The organism is Stenotrophomonas sp. ZAC14D2_NAIMI4_6 (assembly GCF_003086875.1).
Classification (GTDB): Bacteria; Pseudomonadota; Gammaproteobacteria; order Xanthomonadales; family Xanthomonadaceae; genus Stenotrophomonas.
Genome location: NZ_CP025996.1, coordinates 1,042,071 through 1,061,540, shown reverse-complemented (window position 1 = coordinate 1,061,540; position 19,470 = coordinate 1,042,071). Strand labels below are relative to the sequence as shown.

The following is a 19,470-nucleotide window of genomic DNA, read 5'->3' as shown; positions in this document are numbered from 1 at the left end:
GGCAATTCGAAAAGGGGGAAACAGTCAGATCGGTGCGTACAGCGCGCGGCGGGTGAGCAGCACCGCGCGGGCCTGCTGCGTGCAGGCCAGCATCGCCTCGGTGGCGTTGGCCGGCGGTTCGGCCACCTGCACCTGCGCCAGTACCGACGGGTGCAGCACGACCAGCAGTTCCAGCAACTGATCGCGCAGCAGGTAGTCGTAGCGCAGGCGCTCATCGCCCAGCAGCGCGCCCACCTGCGGGGCCAGCGCCTGCGAATAGGCCGGGCCCAGCACCTGTGCCGCTTCGGTACTGTCCAGAACGGTGTGCAGCAGGCCCTGCGCCTGCAGTTCGGTCAGCGTGGCCGGCCAGTGGCGCTCACGCTGCTGCACCGGCAACAGCGCCAGCAACGCGGTCTTGTGGTGGTAACTGGCCTTGTGCGCGATCAACGCTTCCACCCAGGCCGGTTCGCGGGCATCGACCTGTTCGATCCAGGCGCGCAGCAGGGCGGCGAACCAATCGGTCTTCTGCGCCCAGGCCAGCACCTCGTCGGGGGTCTTTTCCAGGGTCTGGCACCACCACTGCAGCGGCCACTGGCGGGCCAACTGATACAGCCACCAGGCACGTTCGCCCAGCGATTCGCCGTTGGGCCGCTTGCTGTCGATGCCGGCCTCGGCCCACCCCGCTTCCGCGGCCGCCGGTGCCTGCAACTGCCAAGTGCTACGCCGCAGCAGTCCACTGCGCTGGGCCTGCAGCAGGCCCTGCATCTGCGCCTGCAGGAAGCGCGCGTGCGCGCTGTCGGGCAGTCGCGCCAGCAGCGGACCCACCAGCGCGCGTACCTCGCGACTGCGGTCCTTCAACAGTGCCTGCAACAGCGCTTCATCGTCGGCGTGCAGGCCGTTGCCCAGCGCCGCCACGAACAGCGCGCGATCACGGGCCGGCAATTCCTTCAGGTTCTGCTGCAGACGCGCACGCGCCGCGCCCGGATCGATCGCACGCTGCTGCTGGAACGCCTGCAGGCGTGCTTCGCTGCTGCCCTCGCTCCAGACCTGTTCCAGGTCCTGCGCCGTTGCCGCCGGGGCGACACCGCCCAGCGCATAGCGCCACTCGTCGTTGCACGCCGCCAACCAGCGCCCGCGCTCGCCCAGCACCGGGCGCAGCACGTCACGCAATGTGGCGAAGCGTGCGCCCGTGTCGAGCGCAGCCGGCAGCACCGCCACCGGCAGGTGCCTGCCCTGCGCAGCCAGGCGCACACAGGCTTGCTGGCGCAGACGCTTCAGCCACGGCGCGGCATGGCCGGCGTTGAACAAGGTGGCCAGCAGCGACGCCCAACCATGGTCGGCCGGCAAGGCCGCCGGATCGTGCGGGGCCGGTGCGGGCACCGCCACCGCCGCTGCCAACGGCGCGGCCGCGCGGCGGCAGGCGGCCAGCACGCCCATCTGCCGGCTGTACGCCAGCGCCGGGTCGTCGGCGCCTGCGATGGCCTGCAGCACATCGTCCATCGCGCCACCGGTGCAGATGGCCTGCGGTCGGTCCACGCCCAGCAATGCCGGTTTCAACCAGGCCTCGTTCATGCGGCACTCCTTTCCCAGCGCTCGCCCTGCGCATTCCACGCCGACAGCGGCCACAGCGTCTGCCCATCCCATTCGCCCATCACGCACAGCGCCTGGCCACCGCCGAAGGCGACCAACGACCAGGCCTGCAGGCCGGGCAACTGCAGCGGCAACGCGCCTTCGGCGTGCTGCAACCAGCTGCGCGTGCCGTCGTGGGCCACATGCACATCACTGACGCGCAGCGCGACCTGCGGCAACCAGGGGTTGTCGGCATAGGGCTGCGTTGCCGATTCCAGCGTATCGGGCCGTGCGCTGGCCGGGCCCGGCGTGGCGGCCTGCACATCGCTGGCGAGCGCGCGCAGCGGCACCGTACCGGGGTGGAAATGCAGCGTTGCCGCGTGCACGCAGCCGGTCAGCCATTGCGCGTCCCAGCCGCGGCCACCGTGGCTGAATTCCTGCAGCAGCGCGGTGCGCCCGCTGTCCAGGCCCTGCAGCCAGACCCGGCGTTCAATGAGGTTGCCGGCCTGTTCGATCAGTCGCTGCCCCTGCACGTGCCAGCGGTCGGCAACGGCTTCGCCGTCGCGCTGCACGCTCTCGCGTTCCAGCGGCCAGCCCAGCGCGGCGCGCAGATCGGCCACGCGAGCAGCGGTCAGGCTGTCGCGGCGCGGCACGGCCTGGGTGAGCAGTTGCAGCAGCCCCAGTTGCAGGGCCAGTTCACCCAGCTGCGCCAGCCCGCGCGTACCGGTGCCCAGTGCAGCATCGAGCTGGCTGGCCAGACCCGGCGCCTGCGCATCGACCATGCGCGCGACCATGCGCTGCGCATCGGCATCGAAATCGGCGGGGAGATTGGCCAGCCCCTGGCGGAACTGGTCGGCGATCCACCGTTCAAGCTCAGCGGCACCGGCCTCGATGCGCGCCCAGCGGCCCTGCTCGCGCTTGCCGGCGGCAGCGGCTGCCGCCTGCGGGTCGGGCGGCGGCGCGCTGGCCGCGGCTTCGGCGGCGGCTTCCTTGCGCGCCGAGCGATCGCGGCGACCCTGCAGCCATTCATCCACCCACGCCGGGCGCGCCTGCGGTACGCAGCGCGGGTTGCCCGATGCGTACAGCAGCAGCAACGCCAGGCCGTGCTTGCACGGAAATTTGCGGCTGGGGCACGAGCACCGGCTGACCAGCGCGGCCAGGTCCACCTGGGTCTGGTATGGCTTGGAACCGCTGCCCTGGCATTCGCCCCACAGGGCTTCGGCATCGGCGCCCAGCAGGCCCCACTTGCCATCGATGGCCAGCGCAGCGCCGGCCTTGGCCGACGCCGCATCCGGCGCCAGCGCGAGCACCTGCTCGCGCGTGAGTCGTACTTCCATATGCGTACTCACTTCAGTTCGACGTCCATCATAGCCGAGCGCAGATGACATTCACGGGGGGCCATCATGGCCGTTCCGGGTATCACCCGGCGAGACGGCCGGTGGCGCGCGAACGGCGGCCGGGCGCCGCAGACTACGGCGCGACGGACGTTGCTAAGTCCAGATAGTCTTCGTGCAGGCCCTGGATCAGGCGGCCGCTGGGCGTGTCATCTGCGTCAGTTTCCATCAGCACCCACCCGGGCATGCCGTCTTCGCGCATCGACGGGCCTTCGTCCACCGCCATCACGAAGCTGTTGCCCAGCGCCTGGCCATAGGCGCGCAGGAACGCCTCCAGCGCGGCGGCCGGCACTGCACTGCGCAGGGCCTGCAGGGTGTCCGCCAGATCGTCGCGATCGAACAGTGTTTCGGCCAGCGCCGAATCCACATCGTCGGCCAAGCGATGCACGTCGCGCAGCACCAGGAAGCGGGCGAACTGCGGAATGTCTTCGCGCAGTTCGCTGTCGGCCCAGCTGGCCGGGTCGCTGCAGCCGGCGCTGCGCAGGGCGGAAATGAGCGCGGTACGTCGTTCGTTCATGGCATGCACATGCAGAAAGGCGCCCCAGCATACCCAAGCCCACGCAAGGGGACGGAGGGAGGCAGGTCGCAACCACCCCCTGCGGCGCGCCCCGCCCCCGTCCGTCCTGAGCGGTGCCGCTCAGCGCTGGCAGAGCAGGTTCACCGACATGCAGTTGTGCACGTAGTCGTTCCAGTAGCCGGGGTGATGGCGCGCCACGTCTTCGGCATCCAGCTGCGGCTCGTGCCACTGCGGTCGCGCAAAGCCAGCCAGCACGGCGGCCTCTTCGTAGTGCGTGCGCGGCCAACGATAGTTGGTGACCTGCGCCGGCGGCGTGCCGGGAAACTGCAGGCGCAGCCGCGCACCGTCCTGCCAGGGCTGCTCTTCCAGCACCTTCACTCCGTACTGCGCGTAGTCGCCCAGCGCCAGCCGGTAATCGGGATTGAAGGTCTGCACCACCAGCCGTCCGCCGGGCTTCAGGTGGCGCTCCACCGCGGCGAACATCGCCTGCAGGGTGGCCGGACACTCGGCGTAGTTGAACAGCCAGGCCGCCACCACGATGTCGAACGTACCGATGTCGGCCATGTCCAGCACGTCACGGGTGTGGAACTGCATGTCGTCGTTGCTGTGCCGCGACAGCGCACGGGCGAAGTCGATCATGCCCTGCGACTGGTCCACGCCCACCGCACTGCGCGCGCCATGGCGCAGCAGCACGCGGCCGTAGTAACCCGAGCCACAGGCCAGGTCCAGCACATCGCGCCCCTGCAGCGGGCCGGCCAGCTGCAGCAGGGTGCGCACTTCGATGGGGCGCGTGGGCGACGCCCCCGCATAGGCTACGTACTGATCGACCATGCTGTCGTAGTGGGCGGACATCGGCACTCCCTCGCGTGTTGAAAACGTCTGGTGACAACGCTATCCGCATGGGGTGTCGTGCCGAAGGGGCAATTGCGACATATCCGTCTTAAAACGGTTGTAAAGTTTGGCTTTTGGGGGAGTGACGCGAACGACCGGGTGACGCTGGGTACTGGTGCGTTGCGTGTGTGGTGTGTTGAACGAGAGCTGGTGCCATTGGTGATCGCGTGCGCAGGTGGTGTGTGGTGCTGCTCACAGAAGTGAAATCCTCTGCGGAATGGCAACTTTCCTCAGTGACGTTCGTGCTGGAACGCGCCGATGCTCGGCCTGCCGGGGCACGTTGCCTTGGTCGGGATTGGCGTCTCGAATAAACAAACAAGATTTAGGGGCTGCGGAATTGATCGCAGCAGCGAGAATGCACCGACTGCCTCCAATGGCGGCCGGTGCGTGGGGATCAGTAGATCCGCCAGGCCTTCTTCTCCCCTGAAGCTTGTTTGCCTTGGTACGCCAACCCGCACCGTCCGCCACCTTTCTTCCAGAAGGTGGCCATACGCCAGTGAGGGTTTCGCCATGACCAATCGATCCAGCCTCCATCCCCGCCTGCACGCGCTGATCGGCGATATCGCCAGCGACGTGCCCGACGACATTGCCCGAGAAATCGAGTGCGCGTTGCGCGACGCCTCGCCCGCCACGGATCAATCCCTGTTCCTTGCCCAGCTGCAGGCGATCCGCATCGGTGATGCGGAGGACGGCCAGACCTGCGCTGCACAGATTCTCGCTGCACCTTGCGTGGCATCGATCAGCCGTTCACTGGCCGCACTGGCCACTGCACTGGAGCTGCTGCATGCCGATGAGCGTGCACGCGTGCAGGGTCAGCCACACGAGCATCTGGGGGATGGTCACCGCGATGGGTTGTTGTTTGCAGCGCGGCAACTAGCGGAGCGGGTGCGTGTGGAGCTGGGGGATGGGATGGCATCCGTAACGAGCTGATCAGACATGATCAGCCAACAAAAAAGCCCCCATTTCTGGAGGCTTCTTTCGTTCTGCAACATGGTGGGCGGTACAGGGATCGAACCTGTGACCCTTGCCGTGTGAAGGCAATGCTCTACCGCTGAGCTAACCGCCCGGTGTGTTGCTGAGCCGCTCATTATAGGGGCTTTTTTGAGGCCGTCAACACTTTTTCACATTTGTGTTCTTGGGGCTTTTTCAGGCCTGTCGACGAGCTGCAGTCGAGCATGGCTCGACTCTACATTGGAGGAGCAGTCGAGCAAGCTCGACTCTACGAAGGGGCGGGATCTCGGGTGTTTCGAGGTTCGGCGCCTTACATGGTGTGGGTGGGCTTGTCCGAGCTGGTCAGGCCGGCCAGCAGGGTTTCGATCTTGTGGCGCACGGTCTCGCCTTCCTGGCCGTCGGCCAGCTGCACGCCGATGCCGGCGGTGCGGTTGCCCTGTGCGCCGGCCGGGGTGACCCAGATCACCTTGCCGGCCACCGGCAGGCGTTCGCTGGAATCGGGCAGGGTCAGCAGCAGGAAGACTTCGTCGCCCAGGAAGTAGCGCTTGGGCGTGGGCACGAAGATGCCGCCGTTCTTCACGAATGGCATGTACGCGCTGTACAGCGCGGCCTTGTCCTTCACGGCCAGGGACAGGATGCCCTGGCGGGCGTTGCTGGCACTCATCGGTTACCCCTTGCGGCAGGCCGCTCGTTGACTTTGTTCCAGGCCAGCAGCAGCTCGACCACCGCCAGATCTGCACGCACCGTGGTGCGCAGCAGGTCGCGGGTGCGATTGGCCGCATCGAACCAGGCTGCAAGCTTGTGCAATCGCTCCGGCGTGGTCAAGGCATCGGTGCTGGCCTGGGCCAGCGCCAGGTCGGCGGCGAAGCGCAGGCGCAGGGCCGCGTTGTCATCGCCACACCACTTCTGCGCCAGCTCCACCGCACCGGTCCTGCCGGCGGCCAGCTGTTCCAGCTCGCGCCCCACTTCGCGGCGCAGGCTCAGGCCGTCTTCGCGCAGCCAGTTGTCGGCCTGGCCGGGATGGCCACGCGCGGCCTCCAGCGCTTCGCGCGCGGCCGCTTCACTGTGGCCCTGCTGCAGCAGCCAAGCCAAGGCTTCGTCATGCGGCGGCAGCTTGAATTCCAGACGCTGGCAACGGCTGCGCACGGTCTGCGGCAGACGCGCCGGGTCGCTGCTGATCAGCCACAGGTAACGACCGGGCTGCGGCTCTTCCAACGTCTTCAGCAGCGCGTTGGCGGCCGAACGGTTGATCGCATCGGCCGGATCGACGATCACCACCTGGGCCACGCCGTACTGCGGGGTCAGCGCCAGCTTGTTGGTGATCTCGCGCACCTGCTCGATCACGATCTCGGTGCGCAGCTTGTCGCCGCTCTTGTTCGGAATGAAGCTGACCAGTTGCAGATCCGGGTGGGTGCCGGCGGCAATCAACTGGCGCGTGCGTGCCGCGTGGGCCGCATCACCGCGGGCCAGCACATGGTCGGCCAGGGCCAGCGCCACTTCGCGCTTGCCCAGCCCGGCCGGGCCGCAGATCAACAGGCCATGGCCCAGCCGGTCGGCATCGAGCGCGGCCACGGTCTGATCGAAGGCACGCTGCTGCCAGGGCGAGAAGGTGCTCATGCGCCCTGCCCCGCCTGCAGCCACTGCTCCACGCGCGCCACCACATCGGCGGCGACGCGTTCCTGCACCTGCCCGGCATCGACCAGGGCGAAGCGCTGCGGGTCCTGCTGGGCGCGGCTGCGGAACACTTCGCGCACGCGCTGGAAGAAATCGTCCTGCTCGCTTTCGATGCGGTCCGGCCACAGATCGCGGCCGTTGGCGCGGGCGCGGCCCACGGCCACGTCCACATCCAGCAGCAGGGTCAGGCCCGGCAGCAGGCCCACCGCGCGGCGCTCCAGATCGGCAATCCACTGCGGGTCCAGGCCGCGGCCACCGCCCTGGTAGGCGTAGCTGGAATCGGTGAAGCGATCACTGAGCACGTAGGCACCGCGCTGCAGTGCCGGCTGGATCACCTGGCGCACATGCTGCGCACGCGCGGCGAACACCAGCAGCAGTTCGGCCTCGGCACTGAGCGGTTCGGCGGCGATCTCGGCGTCGGGCTTCAGCACCAGGCCGCGGATGCGCTCGGCCAGCGGCGTGCCGCCCGGTTCGCGGGTCAGCACCACCTCGTGGCCATGGCTGCGCAGGCAATCGCGGATGGCGTTGATGGCGGTGGTCTTGCCCGCGCCCTCGCCGCCTTCCAGGCTGACGAAACGCGGGTGGCGAAGCAGCGCGGAACTCATTGCGCCGGGGTCTCCTTGTTGCGTTGCTGGCGCAGCTGCTGCAGGTAGCGGGCTACGGCGGCGTTGTGCTGGTCCAGGTTGCGCGAAAACACGTGTGCGCCGCTGCCATCGCCCACGGCGACGAAGTACAGCGCATCGCCCGGTGCCGGCTGCGCGGCGGCCATCAGCGCATCGCGGCTGGGCATGGCGATCGGGGTGGGCGTCAGCCCGGCACGCGTGTAGGTGTTGTAGGGCGTGTCGGTGGTCAGGTCGCGGCGGCGGATGTTGCCGTCGTAGGCCGTGCCGATGCCGTAGATCACCGTCGGGTCGGTCTGCAGGCGCATGCCGATCTTCAGGCGGCGCATGAACACCCCGGCAATCTGCGGCCGCTCGCTGGCAAGCGCGGTTTCTTTTTCGATGATCGAGGCCAGGGTCAGCAGCTCGTAGGGCGTGTTGATCGGCAGATCCGGCGCGCGGCTTTCCCAGGCTTCGTCCAGGGCTTTTTTCATCGCCGCGTGCGCGCGCTTGAGCACGTCCAGGTCGCTGTCACCACGCTGGTAGACGTAGGTTTCCGGCAGGAAGCGGCCCTCCGGGTGCTGGCCACCGAAGCCCAGGCGCTGCATCAGGGCAGCGTCATCCAGGGTATCGGTGGTGTGCAGCAGCGGTTCGGCGCGCTTCAGGGCCGCGCGTACTTGGCGGATGTTCCAGCCTTCGACGATCGTGACGCGGTGCTGCAGCACCTTGCCGGCACGCATGCGCAGCAGCAGTTCGCGCGGGGTCAGCTTGTTGTCCAGTGCGTACTCGCCCACCTTCAGCTTGCCGGCGGCATCGAGCTGGCGCGCCAGCAGCTGCCACTGGGTGTCCTGGCCTTCGTCCACGCCGGCGTCGCGCAGCTTGCGCAGCACGCTGTTCAGGCCATCGCCGCTGGCGATGACCACGCTGTCGGTAGACGGGCTGATCGGCTGGTCGGCGAACTGGCTCTGCTGGTGGAAGAACCACGCGCCCGCACCGACCAGCACGGCGGCCAGCACCAGCAGCAGCGTTACCACGAACAGACACCCGCGCTTGGCTCCCGCCATGGACTACCTCTGAATGCGATTCCGCCGTGCAGGATACCGTGCCCGGTGGCGCGGGGTCATGATGGGGGTGTGTGCCAGTGCCGCCCGGCGGCGTCGTCGCCGGGGGTCAGAGCCCTCGCGCGCCGCGCGAGGGATCTGACCCCCGGCCGGTCAGCCCTGCTGGCCCAGCGCGCGCAGCAGGCCGCGGGCCTTGGCGCGGGTCTCGTCCAGTTCCTTGTCCGGGTCTGAATCGACCACGATGCCGGCGCCGGTACGGAAACTGACTTCGCTGCCGTCCACTTCGGCGGTGCGGATCAGGATGTTCAGGTCCAGGTCGCCGTCGCGGTTCAGCCAGCCGAAGGCGCCGGTGTAGGCACCGCGCGGCATCTGTTCCAGTTCGCTGATGATCTGCATGCAGCGCACCTTCGGGCAGCCGGTGATGGTGCCGCCGGGGAAGGTGGCGGCGATCACTTCGCCGGGGGTGACGTCAGGGCGCAGATGGCCGCTGACGTTGCTGACGATGTGGTGCACATGGGCATAGCTCTCCACCGTCATCAGTTCATCGACCACCACCGTGCCGGGCAGGCAGATGCGGCCCAGGTCGTTGCGCTCCAGGTCGATCAGCATCACGTGCTCGGCGCGTTCCTTTGGGTGGCCGACCAGTTCCTGGATGCGCGCGGCATCGTCGTCACCTTCGAAGCGCGGGCGGGTGCCGGCAATCGGCCGGGTCTGCGCATGGCCGGCGTGCACCGATACCAGGCGCTCCGGCGATGAGCTGACCACATGGCGGCCGTGCGCACTGAACAGCCCGGCAAACGGTGCCGGGTTGGCACGACGCAGCTGCGCGTACAGCGCCTGCGGGCTGACCGGCGCGGCGAACTGTGCGCTCCAGCGGCGCGACAGGTTCACCTGGAACACATCGCCGGCGCGCAGGTAATCGATCACCCGGCACACGCCATCAGTGAAGCGCTGCGGCGCGTCTTCGCCGACCGACTGCGGCGGCTGCCAGCCCTGCCCGGCTTCGGGCAGCGCAGCCGCGGCCTGTGCCACCAGCGCGTCCAGCAGGACCTGCTGGTCAGCCTCGGCAATGACGAAACTGGCGTTCGCTTCGTGGTCGTGCAGCAGCGCAGCCGGACAACGCAGTGCCAGCGCCGTGGGCCGGCCATCGTCGCGCGCGCGCGCCGGCAGCACCGGTTCGATCTGGCTGGCCACTTCGTAGTCCAGCATCAGTGCCCAACCACCGCGGAACGGCAGGCTATGGCTGCCGTCGTGCGGCAGGCGCTCGGCCTGCCAGGCGCGGTCGAGCACCTGCAGGAAGGTGCCCGGCTGCACCGCATCGTGCTGGTCACGCACCTGGCCATCGGCATCCAGCCGCAGCTGGTCGCCCTGCGCGGCCAGCAGCAGGCTCCAGCGCCCCTGCGCGGTACCCGAGGCGGTGGACTCCATCAGCAGCGGGAAGCGCGCGGGGGCGTGCTGCTGCACGGCCAGCAGGTCGATCGGGTGCGGCAGCGGGTGGATCAGCGGTGCGTGGGTCATGGCGGCCAGTTCAGGGGTTCAGATGCACGGAAGCCGCCTTGCGGCGGCTTCTTCGCATGTAGAGTCGAGCCATGCTCGACTGGATTGCACGTTCAGTCGACCAACGGTCGACTCTACACAACGGCGAAGTCGAGCATGGCTCGACTCTACACAACGGCGAAGTCGACCAACGGTCGACTCTACCGCGCGCCGGTCAGACGCGCTTGAAGATCAGCGTGCCGTTGGTGCCGCCGAAGCCGAAGCCGTTGGACATCACCACGTCCACCTTGGCCTGGCGTGCTTCGTTGGGCACGTAGTCCAGGTCGCAGCCTTCGCCCGGCTGTTCCAGGTTGATGGTCGGCGGAATGATGTTGTCCTGCAGCGCCATCACCGAGAAGATCGCTTCCACGCCGCCGGCGGCACCCAGCAGGTGGCCGGTCATCGACTTGGTGGAGCTGACCATCATCTTGTAGGCGTGGTCGCCGAAGGCGGTCTTCATGGCCATGGTTTCGCCCAGGTCGCCCAGCGGCGTGGAGGTGCCGTGGGCGTTGAGGTAACCGACCTGGTCCGGGGTCACGCCGGCGTCCTTCAGTGCCATGGTCATGCAGCGCGCTGCGCCTTCGCCGTTCTCGGCCGGGGCGGTCATGTGGTACGCGTCGGAGCTGGCGCCGAAGCCGGCCAGTTCACAGTAGATCTTCGCGCCACGCGCCTTGGCGTGCTCGTACTCTTCCAGGATCAGGATGCCGGCGCCGTCGCCCAGCACGAAGCCGTCACGGTCCTTGTCCCACGGGCGCGAGGCCTGTTCCGGGGCATCGTTGCGGGTGCTCATGGCCTTCATGGCGCAGAAGCCGCCCAGCGCGGTCGGCGAGGAGCCACGCTCGGCGCCACCGACCACCATCACGTCGGCATCGCCGTACTGGATCATGCGCATCGCGGTACCGATCGAATGATTGGAGGTCGCGCAGGCGGACACGGCCGAGAACGACGGGCCCTTCAGCCCGGCGATGATGCTCAGCTGGCCCGGCAGCATGTTGATGATGGTCTTGGGCACGTAGAAGGGCGAGATCTTCTTGCCCTCGTGGAATTCGATGGTCTGCTCTTCGATGCCCAGCAGGCCGCCGATGCCGGCGCCGACGATGGCGCCCACGCGCTCGGCGTTGGCTTCGGTGATTTCCAGGCCCGAATCGTGCAGGGCCATGAACGAAGCGCCCAGGCCGTAATGAATGAACGGGTCCATCTTCTTGGCATCCTTGCCACTGACCCGGTACTTGCCGAACAACGGGTTGTCGGCGGTGATGTCAAAGCCCTTGACCTCACCTGCAATCTTGGTGGTGAACCGTTCCAGGTAGGCATCAGAAACGTTGGTCAGCGGACCGATGCCCGAACGACCGTGGGTGATGCCTTCCCAGCTGCTGGCCAGATCATTGCCCAACGGCGAGACGATACCCAGGCCGGTTACGACGACGCGACGCTTCATTGCTGATTCTCCTGACCCGCACGTTTTCGACGGGTAACACGGTTTGCTTCGATGTGATGCTCAAACACACGGGGCCGCAACTGCGGCCCCATGGGGTGCGGTGCGCGGCGAGCCGGAGCCCGCACGCGCACGGCCGTCTGACATCAGGCCTTGACGTGGGCCTTGATGTAGTCGATGGCAGCCTGCACGGTGCTGATCTTCTCGGCTTCTTCGTCCGGGATTTCGCACTCGAACTCTTCTTCCAGGGCCATCACCAGCTCGACGGTGTCCAGCGAGTCAGCGCCCAGGTCATCGACGAACGATGCGCTGTTGGTGACTTCTTCTTCCTTGACGCCAAGCTGTTCGATGACGATTTTCTTGACGCGTTCTTCGATGGTGCTCATGGGATCTCGCTCCAGATGGAGTTGTGGTTCAAAAATGGTCGCCATCAAAGGCGATGGCCGTGGGATAGTGTAGTGGAAACCGGCGCGACCTTGCATTGCAGCAAAAATCCTCGCAGATCAACCACTTGCGGCGCAATCCCTGCGCCCCTTGCTTACGGCATGTACATGCCGCCGTTCACATGGAGGGTTTCGCCGGTGATGTAGCCGGCCGCCGGACTGGCCAGGAAGGCCACCGCATGGGCGATGTCTTCCGGCGAACCCAGGCGTTCGAGGGCGATGTCGTTGATCAGGGCGGTGCGTGCTTCTTCCGGCAGCGCCTTGGTCATGTCGGTGTCGATGAAGCCCGGCGCGACCACGTTCACGGTGACGCCGCGCGAGCCGATTTCCTTGGCCAGCGACTTGCTGAAACCGATGATGCCGGCCTTGGCGGCGGCATAGTTGGCCTGGCCGGCATTGCCGGTCACGCCCACCACCGAGGCGATGTTGATGATGCGGCCCTTGCGCGCCTTCATCATGCCGCGCATGACGGCCTTGCTGGTGCGGAACACGCTGGTGAGGTTGGTGTCGATGATCGACGCCCAGTCCTCGTCCTTCATGCGCATCAGCAGGTTGTCGCGGGTGATGCCGGCGTTGTTGACCAGGATCGAGATCGCGCCGAATTCCTTGGCGATGCCGTCCAGCACGCTGTCCAGCGCGGCCGCATCGGTCACGTTCAGGGCGCGGCCGTGGCCACCGTGGGCGGCCAGGCGCTCACCGATCGCGGCGGCGCCGGATTCGGTGGTGGCGGTGCCGATGACGGTGGCGCCCTGGGCGGCCAGCAGATCGGCGATGGCGGCACCAATGCCACGGCTGGCGCCGGTGACCAGTGCGATTTCACCCTGCAGGGGCTTGCTCATGATGTTTTCCTCAGGCTGGGGCGGCCGCCGCACCCGTGCCGCTTGCAGCGGCCACCGGCACGGTCGGCAGGAACAGGGGGATCAGGCCGACCACGTCTCGCGGGCGGTTTCGAAATCGCCCGGGGTGGCCAGCGAGCGACCATCAAGGGTCTTGTCGATGCGCTTGACCAGGCCGGTCAGCACCTTGCCCGGGCCGCACTCGGCGATCTGGGTGATGCCACGGGCGGCCAGGGCCTGCACGCAACCGGTCCACTGCACCGGCTGGTACAGCTGCTGCACCAGCGCGGTACGGATGGCATCGACGCCGTCATGCACCTTGGCATCGACGTTCTGCACCACCGGCAGCTGCGGTGCCTGCCAGGACAGGCCGGCCATCACTTCGGCCAGGCGGTTGGCGGCTTCGCGCATCAGCGGGGTGTGCGAGGGCACGCTGACGGCCAGCTTGACCGCTTTGCGCACGCCCTTTTCGGCCAGCAGCGCCAACGCGCGGTCCACCGCATCGGCGTCGCCACCGATCACGATCTGGCCCGGCGAATTGAAGTTGGCCGGCACCACCACCTGGCTGCCCGCAGCTTCGGCGCAGACGTCCAGCACCAGCTGGTCTTCGGCGCCCAGCACGGCGGCCATGGCACCCACGCCGGCCGGCGCGGCTTCCTGCATCAGCTGGCCACGCAGGCGCACCAGGTGGGCGCCATCGTGCAGGCTCAGCGCGCCGGCAGCGACCAGTGCGGTGTACTCGCCCAGGCTGTGGCCGGCCAGCACCGACGGACGCGGACCGCCCACGGCATTCCAGGCGCGCCATGCGCCGATGCTCGCGGCCAGCAGCGCCGGCTGGGTGTATTCGGTACGGTTGAGCATTTCCTCCGGGCCGCCCTGGGACAGCGCCCACAGGTCGACACCGGCACCATCGGATGCTTCGGTGAAGGCTTCACGCACCTGCGGGTGCAGCTCGGCCAGTTCGGCCAGCATGCCCACGGACTGCGAGCCCTGACCGGGGAAGACAAAAGCGAGGGTGGATACGGTCACGCGGTCATCCGCTTGTTGCAATCGAAGCGGGCCATGATAAGGGTGAATTCCCCGTGTCGTCTGTACGTGCGCGTATGCACGGCGTATGGAGCAATGGCGGGGCCGGATCCCTTTTCCTCCGGAAAAGGGCCCTGACCCCTGCCCGCCTTCAGCAGAACAGCTGCAGGATGTCCAGCTCGCCGTCGGCGAAGAAGTCCATGCACAGCCCCACCACCATGATCAGGCCCAGCGTGGTGGCGCCATGGGTGATGAAGATCGAATGCGCCAACGCGCGCGCCGAGCGCCCCATCTTCATGCAGACCCGGGCCAGGCCCTGCAGGCGCCCGCTGACCGAATGCACGTGGGCGCGCACCGGCCCCTGCACGCTGTTCATGGCCTCGGCCATCATCGCCTGCAGGCGTTCGGGGCGGTCGCCGTAGTACTTGGCCACGCCATAGCCGAACATCAGCCAGTCGCGGGCCTGTGCCTCGGCCAGGTCCATCACTTCCAGCGGGTCTTCTTCGAAATCGATGAAGCCCACCTTCTGCCCGTCCCAGGTGAGGTTGCGCGGCAGCGGCTGGCCGAAATAGGCCCCGCGCGCATGTGCCTCGGCCAGTGCCTGCATGGCGGCGGCCACCAGGCGGTCGCGACCGGCCGCGTCGGCCTCGCGCAGGCAGGTATTGAAGGAGCTGCCGTTGTCGCCGATCACCAGCGCGGCGTGGCCGCTGCCGATCACTTCGGGCACGTTGATGCCCTGCGCATGCAGTTCGCTCAGGCGGCGTGCTTCGGTTTCGCGGGCGGCATCACCACCACGGTGCGGCGGCGGACGCAGCGCGTCCAACTGGAAACGATGGGCGACGAAGTTCAGCAGGCCCAGGGCCAGTGCGCGGCTTCCCTTGCCGTACTGCTTCAGCCAGGCACGCTGCCCTTCAATCACGATGGGCTCAACCATGACGGTTCTCCTAAACGCGTTACGGCCCCAGAGGGGCCGTAACGACAGATTCACGTTGTCGTAACTGACGCTATCAATAGCGCAGCAGAGCCGAACCCCACGTGAAGCCGCCACCGAAGGCTTCCAGCAGCAGCAGCTGGCCGCGCTCGACCTTGCCCGAACGCACGGCGGCGTCCAGCGCCAGCGGCACCGAGGCCGAGGAGGTGTTGCCGTGGCGATCGACAGTGACCACCACCTGGTCCATCGACATGTCCAGGCGCTTGGCCGTGGCTTCGATGATGCGCAGGTTGGCCTGGTGCGGAATCAGCCAATCCAGGTCGGACTTGTCCAGGCCGTTGGCCTCCAGGGTTTCGTCCACGACCGAGTCCAGCGCCTTCACGGCGTACTTGAACACGTCGTTGCCCTTCATGTTGATGGTGCCGCCGCCATTGGCGCCGCCCTTGAAACCGACCGACACGCCCACCGGGTTCCACAGCAGCTCTTTCTTGCTGCCGTCCGAATGCAGGTGGGTGCTGAGGATGCCGGTCTCTTCGTCGGCCTTGAGCACGACCGCGCCGGCACCATCGCCGAACAGCACGCAGGTGGTGCGGTCTTCCCAGTCAACGATGCGGGTCAGGGTTTCCGTACCGATCACCAGCACGTGGCGGGCATCACCGGAACGGATGAATTTGTCGGCCACGCTGAGCGCGAACACGAAGCCCGAGCAGGCGGCGTTCACGTCGAAAGCGGGGCAACCCGATGCACCGAGCTTGGCCTGGATCAGGCACGCGGTGGACGGGAAAATAAGGTCTGGGGTGGTGGTACCCACCACGATCATGTCGAGCTGGCTGGCATCGATGCCGGCCGCTTCGAGCGCACGCAGCGCGGCCTGGTAGCCGAGATCGCTGGTGGTTTCGCCTTCGGCAGCAATGTGCCGTTCGCGGATACCGGTGCGCGTCTGGATCCACTCGTCCGAGGTTTCGACCATTTTTTCCAGGTCGGCGTTGGTCAGGACTTTTTCCGGCAAATAGCTACCGGTGCCCGCGATCCTCGAGTAGATCCGCTTGCTCATCATGTTTCCTGTTGCGCGGGCCGCCGATCACCGGCACACCCGGGAAGAAAGGCGAAGGCCGCTGCCATCAGGCAGCGGCCTTCCCGGCACATCAATCTTCTTCGACGGCCGAGGTCTTGGTCTGGATGACCTTCTTGCCGCGGTAGAAACCGTCAGCAGTGATGTGGTGACGCAGGTGCACTTCGCCGGTGGTCGGGTCGGTCGACAGCTGCTTGGCGCTCAGGGCGTCATGCGCACGGCGCATACCGCGGCGGGACGGGGTGACACGGGATTTCTGGACAGCCATGGGATTGCTCCAAACTCGGTTCGTTTTTGCTTCGTCGTATCGTCGCGCAGGACGCCAGCGCCCAGCACACTTTCGCTTTCGCCGCAGCCGCCGACGACAATCCGGCTGCTAATGCTTCTATTCTTTCTTCAGGGCCGCCAACGCCGCAAACGGGTTGGCTTTCTTCGTTTCTTCTTCGCTTGGTGCCCAGTCCCGGTCGACGGCTTCACCGTCGGGTGACAACGGCACCACCGGCACCGCCAGCACCAACTCGTCTTCGACCAGGTCCAGCGGACGCAGCTGGCCATCTTCCGGCACCAGCAACGCTTCGTACTCTTCCGGCAGGGACGATTCCTCGTCCTCGTCGCGGATCAGGCCAAGCCTCTGGGTCATCTTCACCGGCAACAGGAATCGCTGCATGCTGCGCTGACAGGTCAGCGGCAACGCGGTATCGATGGTCAGTTCCACATAGGATACCCGCAAGACCTCGTCGCGACCGAATTCAAGCGAGTAACTGCACTCACCGTCGGTATCGGCGACCAAGCCCTGCAGGCGGGTCAATTCAGCCAAAGAGACCTGGCCGTCGAAGCGCCTGCGCGCTACAACCATCCGCCAAGCATCCAGCGTTTCGGGCACGTTCGCGGACATAAGCCGCTGAATACTAAGGATCAGCCCGCCCGCTGTCAAATACCCCGCCGGGCGGGGCTTGCTGTGGGCCTTCACGCCGGGCCAGACTGCCCCGCCCTGCCCCGGAATTATCGCATGTCCGCCCTGCTGCTGGCCTCCACCTCCCGCTACCGCCGCGAGCTGCTACAACGGCTGGGCCTGCCCTTCGACTGCGCACGCCCGGACGTGGACGAGACCCCGGGCGCCGGCGAGGCACCGGCCGCGCTGGCGGTACGCCTGGCCGCCGCCAAGGCCGCCGAGGTGGCCGCGCGCCACCCCGGCGCCTGGGTGATCGGCTCGGACCAGGTGGCCGACCTGGACGGCCTGCCGCTGGGCAAGCCGGGCACGGTGGACGCCGCCTGCGCGCAGTTGGCCGCCATGTCCGGGAAAACCGTGCGCTTCCATACCGCCATCAGTCTCACGCGTGATGGAGACGAGCTGGCAGCCGTGGATGTGACCGAGGTCCGCTTCCGCGTTCTCAATCAGGACGAGATCGCCCGCTACGTCGCGGCCGAGCAGCCACTGGACTGCGCCGGCAGCTTCAAGTGCGAAGGACTGGGCATCAGCCTGTTCGAGGCGATCGACAACCGCGACCCCACCGCGCTGGTCGGCCTACCCCTGATCGCCCTGTGCGGGCTGCTGCGGAAGGCCGGCTTCGCCGTGCCGTGACCCCACATTGGTAGAGTCGAGCCATGCTCGACTGAATGTACCGATCAGTCGAGCATGGCTCGACTCTACAGGCAAAGCAGTCGAGCAAGCTCGACTCTACGCACCCGACAGTCGAGCACGCTCGACATTGCGCGTTACGGGGCAACCTCGAACGGTTGTTCCTGCCACTGCTCCACGCTGCCGTCGCGGCCATGCAGACGCAGGCCCAGCCAATGCCGGCCGGGCGCCAGCGCTCGCGTATCCACGCTGGCATCGAAGCCTACGTGCGGGTGGCTGGGATCGGTGGTGCCCGGCCAGGCGGCGCGGATGTCGAATTCGCGGCCATAGCGGGCATCGCCCAGCGATTGGCCGTCCAGCAGCACCTCCACCCGCGACAGCCCGACACCGTCCTTGAAGGCCCAGCCCTTCACCGCAAGCGTGCCGGAAACGACATCACCATTGGACGGCGCATCCAGCCACGCCATCGCCGGGGTCACGCACGGCGCGTCCACGCGCTGCGCCGGCAGGCGGAACAACAGGAAGCGCTGGAAGCCGTGATCGCTGCTGACCACGCGTGGCGGCGGCAACGGCCCCACCTGTTCGCACACCGCGTGGTAACGCTGCAGCAGGTCGCGGTAGCGCTGGTCGCTGGGCGACAGCACCAGCAGCATCGGCTGCTGCCGCGTGCCATCGTGCAGCAACTGCCATTGCGCCAGCTGCGCGCTGCGCCCATGCTTGTCGTTGAGCGGGTGCGGCAGCACCGCGATATCCCCATCGCCAAGCTGGAAGCCCAGCTCGGCGCCCACCTTGAAGTTGCCGGCCAGCACCCGGGTGCCTTCCGGCATCTGTGCCAGCTCTTCGCGCACCGCCGCTGCCAGCGGCTGCCAGCCTGCGAAATTGCGCGGGTAGTACTTGTTACCCGCCAGCTGTTCGCGCAGGCCCGGCGAGGACGCCATCAGGTAATAGGAGAACGCCAGCACCATGCCTGCGCCCGCCAGCCACCAGCCGGTGCGGCGCAGGCCGCGCGGCCAGCCGTTGAGTACCACCGGCACCGCCACCAGCAGGGCCAGGTAGCCCGGCAACGGCCAGTGGAAACTGATGCGCTCCACATCGGTGAAGAAGCCCAGCACGAAGATGGCCAGCGTGGATACGCCGCCCACCAGGCCGAAGTAGCGCCACTGCACGCGCGCACCGCCACCGCTGCGGGTACCGGCCAGCGCCACCTTCCACATGGCAATGCACAGGATGGGCGTGACCAGCATCGGCTGGATCACCAGGAACCATAGCCCGCGCCACTCGAATGCCCAGGGATGGCGCTCCACCACCTGGAACTTCAGCCCAGCATCGTGGTTGTCGGCATTCCAGGCCAGCAGCGGCAGCCAGGCCAACACCCCCACCGCCAGCGCCACCCACACGCGCGGGTCGGCCAGCATCCGCCGCCCCTGCGGCAGCGCCAGCAGGGCAATGAAGCCCACGCCGATGACACCAATGAAACGGTAGTGGCTGAGTGCGCCGATCAGCAGGCCCAGGCCCAGCTTCACCGCCGAAGAGGCATCGACGTTGCGCAGCAGGCGCGCACCGGCATCCAGGCACAACACCGCCGCCAGCGCCATCGGCACATCGGGCACGGCCAGCAGGCCCAGCGTGGCCGACAACGGCATCAACAAGGTCAGGCTGCCGGCCTGCCAACCGGCCACCGCGCCGAACCAGCGGGTGGCCACGCGCGAAACCAGCAACGGCAGCAACGCGCCGATGGCCAGGAACGGCAGGCGCAGCGCCAGCACATGATGGCCACCGATTTCCACGCCCAGCCGCGCCAGCCACGCGGTCAGGCCGGGCAGATCGGAATAGGCGGCCGCAAGGTGCTGGCCCTCCTGCCAATAGAACGCCTCATCGACGAACAGGGGCAGCCGTGCGGCCACGACCAGCTTGGCCGCTGTGACGAGCGTCCATAACCAGACAAATATCGTGCGTGCGCGCTGTTCGCCCTGCATT

General features: G+C 67.4%; 20 protein-coding genes and 1 tRNA gene. 2 read left to right on the top strand and 19 right to left on the bottom strand.

The window, feature by feature from the left end; translation table 11 throughout:
• Positions 1-24: 24 nt before the first annotated feature.
• The 4 genes from C1933_RS04785 to C1933_RS04770 all read right to left on the bottom strand — a co-directional run bounded on the left by C1933_RS04785 (position 25) and on the right by C1933_RS04770 (position 4,311).
• A complete protein-coding gene (locus C1933_RS04785; RefSeq protein ID WP_108752349.1) occupies positions 25-1,551 on the bottom strand; it encodes a DUF5691 domain-containing protein in 1,527 nt (508 codons plus the stop codon).
• Positions 1,548-2,885 carry an SWIM zinc finger family protein gene (locus C1933_RS04780; RefSeq protein WP_108752348.1) on the bottom strand — a complete coding sequence of 446 codons (1,338 nt, stop codon included), beginning with the start codon at positions 2,883-2,885 and terminating at the stop codon, positions 1,548-1,550. The genes C1933_RS04785 and C1933_RS04780 overlap by 4 nt, the downstream gene beginning before the upstream one ends.
• A gap of 133 nt (positions 2,886-3,018) precedes the next feature.
• Positions 3,019-3,459, bottom strand: coding sequence for a hypothetical protein (locus C1933_RS04775; RefSeq protein WP_108752347.1), 441 nt, complete (start codon positions 3,457-3,459; stop codon positions 3,019-3,021).
• A gap of 120 nt (positions 3,460-3,579) precedes the next feature.
• A complete protein-coding gene (locus C1933_RS04770) occupies positions 3,580-4,311 on the bottom strand; it encodes a class I SAM-dependent methyltransferase (protein ID WP_108752346.1) in 732 nt (243 codons plus the stop codon).
• Between the two features lie 549 nt (positions 4,312-4,860).
• On the opposite strand from C1933_RS04770, the gene C1933_RS04765 reads away from it, so the two are divergent.
• Positions 4,861-5,280 (top strand): hypothetical protein, encoded by a 420-nt coding sequence (locus C1933_RS04765; protein WP_108752345.1) that lies wholly within the window; start codon positions 4,861-4,863, stop codon positions 5,278-5,280.
• A gap of 61 nt (positions 5,281-5,341) precedes the next feature.
• Here the strand turns inward: C1933_RS04765 and C1933_RS04760 are convergent.
• The 14 genes from C1933_RS04760 to C1933_RS04695 form a co-directional block, all read right to left on the bottom strand.
• A tRNA-Val gene (locus C1933_RS04760) sits at positions 5,342-5,416 on the bottom strand.
• 195 nt (positions 5,417-5,611) lie between these two features.
• A complete protein-coding gene (locus C1933_RS04755) occupies positions 5,612-5,965 on the bottom strand; it encodes a PilZ domain-containing protein (RefSeq protein ID WP_108748755.1) in 354 nt (117 codons plus the stop codon).
• Positions 5,962-6,918: a DNA polymerase III subunit delta' gene (locus C1933_RS04750; protein WP_108752344.1), complete on the bottom strand. Its 957-nt coding sequence runs from the start codon at positions 6,916-6,918 to the stop codon at positions 5,962-5,964. The genes C1933_RS04755 and C1933_RS04750 overlap by 4 nt, the downstream gene beginning before the upstream one ends.
• The gene (gene tmk / locus C1933_RS04745) at positions 6,915-7,580 is read right to left on the bottom strand and encodes a dTMP kinase (protein WP_108752343.1); all 666 of its coding nucleotides are present in this window, start codon (positions 7,578-7,580) and stop codon (positions 6,915-6,917) included. Before tmk ends, C1933_RS04750 begins: the two co-directional genes overlap by 4 nt.
• Entirely contained in the window at positions 7,577-8,638 is a 1,062-nt protein-coding gene (gene mltG / locus C1933_RS04740) for an endolytic transglycosylase MltG (RefSeq protein WP_108752342.1), read from the bottom strand. Before mltG ends, tmk begins: the two co-directional genes overlap by 4 nt.
• Before the next feature lie 150 nt (positions 8,639-8,788).
• Positions 8,789-10,153 (bottom strand): aminodeoxychorismate synthase component I, encoded by a 1,365-nt coding sequence (locus tag C1933_RS04735; protein ID WP_108752341.1) that lies wholly within the window; start codon positions 10,151-10,153, stop codon positions 8,789-8,791.
• Positions 10,154-10,346: 193 nt separating this feature from the next.
• Complete coding sequence (gene fabF / locus C1933_RS04730; protein ID WP_108752340.1) at positions 10,347-11,609, bottom strand: beta-ketoacyl-ACP synthase II; 1,263 nt, start codon at positions 11,607-11,609, stop codon at positions 10,347-10,349.
• A 143-nt stretch (positions 11,610-11,752) separates the two neighbouring features.
• Positions 11,753-11,992, bottom strand: a complete 240-nt coding sequence (gene acpP / locus C1933_RS04725) for an acyl carrier protein (protein WP_108748749.1) — start codon at positions 11,990-11,992, stop codon at positions 11,753-11,755.
• Between the two features lie 152 nt (positions 11,993-12,144).
• Entirely contained in the window at positions 12,145-12,888 is a 744-nt protein-coding gene (gene fabG / locus C1933_RS04720; protein WP_107230029.1) for a 3-oxoacyl-ACP reductase FabG, read from the bottom strand.
• Positions 12,889-12,969: 81 nt separating this feature from the next.
• Positions 12,970-13,914, bottom strand: coding sequence for an ACP S-malonyltransferase (gene fabD / locus C1933_RS04715; protein ID WP_108754738.1), 945 nt, complete (start codon positions 13,912-13,914; stop codon positions 12,970-12,972).
• 148 nt (positions 13,915-14,062) lie between these two features.
• Positions 14,063-14,845 carry a serine/threonine protein phosphatase gene (locus C1933_RS04710; protein WP_108752339.1) on the bottom strand — a complete coding sequence of 261 codons (783 nt, stop codon included), beginning with the start codon at positions 14,843-14,845 and terminating at the stop codon, positions 14,063-14,065.
• Between the two features lie 73 nt (positions 14,846-14,918).
• Positions 14,919-15,896 carry a beta-ketoacyl-ACP synthase III gene (locus tag C1933_RS04705; protein ID WP_108748746.1) on the bottom strand — a complete coding sequence of 326 codons (978 nt, stop codon included), beginning with the start codon at positions 15,894-15,896 and terminating at the stop codon, positions 14,919-14,921.
• Positions 15,897-15,987: 91 nt separating this feature from the next.
• The gene (gene rpmF, locus C1933_RS04700; RefSeq protein WP_004154640.1) at positions 15,988-16,182 is read right to left on the bottom strand and encodes a 50S ribosomal protein L32; all 195 of its coding nucleotides are present in this window, start codon (positions 16,180-16,182) and stop codon (positions 15,988-15,990) included.
• 117 nt (positions 16,183-16,299) lie between these two features.
• Complete coding sequence (locus tag C1933_RS04695; protein WP_108748745.1) at positions 16,300-16,809, bottom strand: YceD family protein; 510 nt, start codon at positions 16,807-16,809, stop codon at positions 16,300-16,302.
• A gap of 114 nt (positions 16,810-16,923) precedes the next feature.
• On the opposite strand from C1933_RS04695, the gene C1933_RS04690 reads away from it, so the two are divergent.
• The gene (locus C1933_RS04690) at positions 16,924-17,496 is read left to right on the top strand and encodes a Maf family nucleotide pyrophosphatase (protein WP_108752338.1); all 573 of its coding nucleotides are present in this window, start codon (positions 16,924-16,926) and stop codon (positions 17,494-17,496) included.
• 134 nt (positions 17,497-17,630) lie between these two features.
• Here C1933_RS04690 and C1933_RS04685 read toward each other — a convergent pair whose 3' ends face one another.
• Entirely contained in the window at positions 17,631-19,469 is a 1,839-nt protein-coding gene (locus C1933_RS04685; RefSeq protein WP_108752337.1) for a glycosyltransferase family 39 protein, read from the bottom strand.
• Position 19,470: the final 1 nt, after the last annotated feature.

Coding starts and splice junctions, on each gene's coding strand:
- C1933_RS04785 (WP_108752349.1), bottom strand. CDS start 1,551: ATGAACGAGGCCTGGTTGAAACCGGCATTGCTGGGCGTGGACCGACCG.
- C1933_RS04780 (WP_108752348.1), bottom strand. CDS start 2,885: ATGGAAGTACGACTCACGCGCGAGCAGGTGCTCGCGCTGGCGCCGGAT.
- C1933_RS04775 (WP_108752347.1), bottom strand. CDS start 3,459: ATGAACGAACGACGTACCGCGCTCATTTCCGCCCTGCGCAGCGCCGGC.
- C1933_RS04770 (WP_108752346.1), bottom strand. CDS start 4,311: ATGTCCGCCCACTACGACAGCATGGTCGATCAGTACGTAGCCTATGCG.
- C1933_RS04765 (WP_108752345.1), top strand. CDS start 4,861: ATGACCAATCGATCCAGCCTCCATCCCCGCCTGCACGCGCTGATCGGC.
- C1933_RS04755 (WP_108748755.1), bottom strand. CDS start 5,965: ATGAGTGCCAGCAACGCCCGCCAGGGCATCCTGTCCCTGGCCGTGAAG.
- C1933_RS04750 (WP_108752344.1), bottom strand. CDS start 6,918: ATGAGCACCTTCTCGCCCTGGCAGCAGCGTGCCTTCGATCAGACCGTG.
- tmk (WP_108752343.1), bottom strand. CDS start 7,580: ATGAGTTCCGCGCTGCTTCGCCACCCGCGTTTCGTCAGCCTGGAAGGC.
- mltG (WP_108752342.1), bottom strand. CDS start 8,638: ATGGCGGGAGCCAAGCGCGGGTGTCTGTTCGTGGTAACGCTGCTGCTG.
- C1933_RS04735 (WP_108752341.1), bottom strand. CDS start 10,153: ATGACCCACGCACCGCTGATCCACCCGCTGCCGCACCCGATCGACCTG.
- fabF (WP_108752340.1), bottom strand. CDS start 11,609: ATGAAGCGTCGCGTCGTCGTAACCGGCCTGGGTATCGTCTCGCCGTTG.
- acpP (WP_108748749.1), bottom strand. CDS start 11,992: ATGAGCACCATCGAAGAACGCGTCAAGAAAATCGTCATCGAACAGCTT.
- fabG (WP_107230029.1), bottom strand. CDS start 12,888: ATGAGCAAGCCCCTGCAGGGTGAAATCGCACTGGTCACCGGCGCCAGC.
- C1933_RS04710 (WP_108752339.1), bottom strand. CDS start 14,845: ATGGTTGAGCCCATCGTGATTGAAGGGCAGCGTGCCTGGCTGAAGCAG.
- C1933_RS04705 (WP_108748746.1), bottom strand. CDS start 15,896: ATGAGCAAGCGGATCTACTCGAGGATCGCGGGCACCGGTAGCTATTTG.
- rpmF (WP_004154640.1), bottom strand. CDS start 16,182: ATGGCTGTCCAGAAATCCCGTGTCACCCCGTCCCGCCGCGGTATGCGC.
- C1933_RS04695 (WP_108748745.1), bottom strand. CDS start 16,809: ATGTCCGCGAACGTGCCCGAAACGCTGGATGCTTGGCGGATGGTTGTA.
- C1933_RS04690 (WP_108752338.1), top strand. CDS start 16,924: ATGTCCGCCCTGCTGCTGGCCTCCACCTCCCGCTACCGCCGCGAGCTG.
- C1933_RS04685 (WP_108752337.1), bottom strand. CDS start 19,469: ATGCAGGGCGAACAGCGCGCACGCACGATATTTGTCTGGTTATGGACG.